The organism is Bacillus cereus group sp. BfR-BA-01408 (genome assembly GCF_022663305.1).
In the GTDB taxonomy this organism is placed as follows: Bacteria; Bacillota; Bacilli; order Bacillales; family Bacillaceae_G; genus Bacillus_A; species Bacillus_A pacificus.
The window spans coordinates 1-214 of sequence record NZ_JAKUFF010000354.1 but is presented as its reverse complement, the minus strand read 5'-3'; the positions used below and the strand labels follow the sequence as shown (position 1 = coordinate 214).

Sequence of the window (214 nt, the reverse complement as noted above, 5' to 3'; positions counted from 1 at the left end):
CCGGGGCTAATACCGGATAACATTTTGAACCGCATGGTTCGAAATTGAAAGGCGGCTTCGGCTGTCACTTATGGATGGACCCGCGTCGCATTAGCTAGTTGGGGAGGTAACGGCTCACCAAGGCAACGATGCGTAGCCGACCTGAGAGGGTGATCGGCCACACTGGGACTGAGACACGGCCCAGACTCCTACGGGAGGCAGCAGTAGGGAATCT

1 rRNA gene is annotated in these 214 nt (G+C 57.0%); it reads left to right on the top strand.

Annotation, left to right across the window (positions count from 1 at the left end):
• Positions 1 to 214, top strand: a 16S ribosomal RNA gene (locus MR083_RS27620); the annotation flags it as partial.